The 2,059-nt window shown below is 64.6% G+C and carries 2 protein-coding genes; one reads left to right on the top strand and one right to left on the bottom strand.

Annotation, left to right across the window (positions count from 1 at the left end; genetic code table 11):
• Window positions 1–1,445, bottom strand: a 1,445-nt coding sequence (gene aspS, locus VL752_RS07475; RefSeq protein WP_325353719.1) for an aspartate--tRNA ligase, incomplete at its 3' end; no start/stop codon positions are given.
• Window positions 1,446–1,690: 245 nt separating this feature from the next.
• Here aspS and VL752_RS07470 point away from each other — a divergent pair.
• The gene (locus tag VL752_RS07470; RefSeq protein ID WP_325353716.1) at window positions 1,691–1,990 is read left to right on the top strand and encodes a hypothetical protein; all 300 of its coding nucleotides are present in this window, start codon (window positions 1,691–1,693) and stop codon (window positions 1,988–1,990) included.
• Window positions 1,991–2,059 lie beyond the last annotated feature (69 nt).

The following is a 2,059-nucleotide window of genomic DNA, read 5'->3' as shown; positions in this document are numbered from 1 at the left end:
TTGCAGACGATATCGTACTGGTAAGCGTTGATGGTCAGCGGATCCTGGCTGTTCAGCGCCTCCAGCCCACCCTGCGGCATGGAGAAGGGGTTATGGCTGAAGTCGATCTGCCCGGTCTCCTCGTTCAGCTCATACATCGGGAAATCGGTGATCCAGCAGAAGCGGAAGGCGTTCGGCTCGATCAGGCCGAGATCGGTGCCGAGCTTGGTGCGCACGGCGCCCGCGAATTTCGGCGTCACATCCGGCTTGCCGGCGGCGAAGAAAACAGCGTCGCCCGGCCCCACGCCGCAGGCGGCGGCAATGGCGGCGCCGCGCTCGGCTTCGAGATTCTTGGCGATCGGACCTTTCGGGCCTTCCGCATCGAAGGTGATGTAGCCGAGGCCGCCCGCGCCTTCCGCCCGCGCCCATTCATTGAGCTTATCGAAGAAGGAGCGTGGATTGCCCCCAGCGCCCGGTGCTGGGATGGCACGGACGATACCGCCCGAGGCCGCGATCTTGGCGAAGAGGCCGAAACCCGAGCCGGCGAAATGCTCGGTCACGTCGGTGATCTTCAGCGGATTGCGCAGGTCCGGTTTGTCCGAGCCGTAGACCAGCAAGGCTTCGGCATAGGGAATGCGCGGGAAGGCACCTTCCGTCACCGCGCGGCCCTGGCCGAATTCCCGGAAGACCCCGGCCATGACGGGTTCCAGCGTCGCGAAGACGTCTTCCTGCGTCACGAAGCTCATCTCGAAATCGAGCTGGTAGAACTCGCCCGGGGAGCGGTCGGCGCGCGCCGCCTCGTCGCGGAAGCAGGGCGCGATCTGGAAATAGCGGTCGAAGCCCGCGACCATGGCGAGCTGCTTGAACTGCTGCGGCGCCTGCGGCAGGGCGTAGAATTTACCCGGGTGGTTGCGCGCCGGCACCAGGAAGTCGCGCGCGCCTTCGGGGGAGGACGCCGTCAGAATGGGCGTCTGGAATTCGACGAAACCCTGCTCCGTCATGCGCCGTCGCAGTGAGGCGATGACCTGGGAGCGGAGCATGATGTTGCGATGAACGCGGTCGCGGCGGAGGTCGAGGAACCGGTATTTCAGCCGCAACTCGTCCGGATAGTTCTGGTCGCCTGCGACCTGGATGGGCAGCACCTCCGCCGTGGACTGAACCTCGAGCACGCTGACGCGGATTTCGATGCCGCCGGTGGGCAGTTTCGGATTCACCGTCGACGCCTCGCGCAGCACGACCTCACCCGTGACGGTAATCACGCTCTCGACGCGCAGCGCATCCGCCGCCGCGAAACTCTCGGAGCCCGCAGGGAACACGCATTGCGTAAGACCGAAATGGTCGCGCAGATCGATGAAGAGCAGTCCGCCATGGTCCCGCTTGCTGTGAACCCAGCCAGAGAGCCGGACGGTCGATCCGGCATCGGTGGTGCGCAGAGCGCCGCAATGATGGGTGCGGTAGGTATGCATGAAGAGAAGGTCCTGGTGATCGACGGTGCCGGGCGGGGCAACAAGGCCGCCACCCGCCGCGCTGTCAAGCGGGCAGAGGTTTGAAGAGGTTAGAGTCTGTCATTTTAGCCGCCAGGGCGCCCGCCGCCCAGATGCTCATCCGCATCACCCGCGTGCGCGCAGGGAAAGGAATGCGGCCCCGAGTTTTCACGTGTTGCGCTCGCGAAGGCGGCGTCTATCCTACGCTCCAGCAAGCGAGAGACACCATGGACAACGATTCCGGCTGGGCTGCCCAGCAGATCGACCTGATCTGCCGGGAGCAGGATGGGCATAGCCACAAGATCACCCTGCCTTGCCGCTGGGTGGAACTCGTTCAGGCCTGGGACGGGGTCTCAGACGCCTATTTCCTCGTCTCCGGCATCCCGGATGAGGAGCTGCCGCCCCATCCATGGGCCTATCTCAGCTTTCAGGACGCCAGGCATAAGCAGCACCACTTCCCTGTCGGGATTGTGAGCCGGCAGGGCAACGCGCTCCGCCTCATGCGTGTGCCGCACGCCAAAGCGTGAGCCCCCCGCTTCGTTGCAGAAGTGCTTCGCATCCCCATCTGCGTTACGCTCAACGCATGAGGATGGAGA

Source organism: Acidisoma sp., from assembly GCF_035492295.1.
Classification (GTDB): Bacteria; Pseudomonadota; Alphaproteobacteria; order Acetobacterales; family Acetobacteraceae; genus Acidisoma.
Note: the sequence above shows the minus strand (reverse complement) of the source record. Positions and strands in the feature narration are given on the sequence as shown.

Coding starts and splice junctions, on each gene's coding strand:
- VL752_RS07470 (WP_325353716.1), top strand. CDS start 1,691: ATGGACAACGATTCCGGCTGGGCTGCCCAGCAGATCGACCTGATCTGC.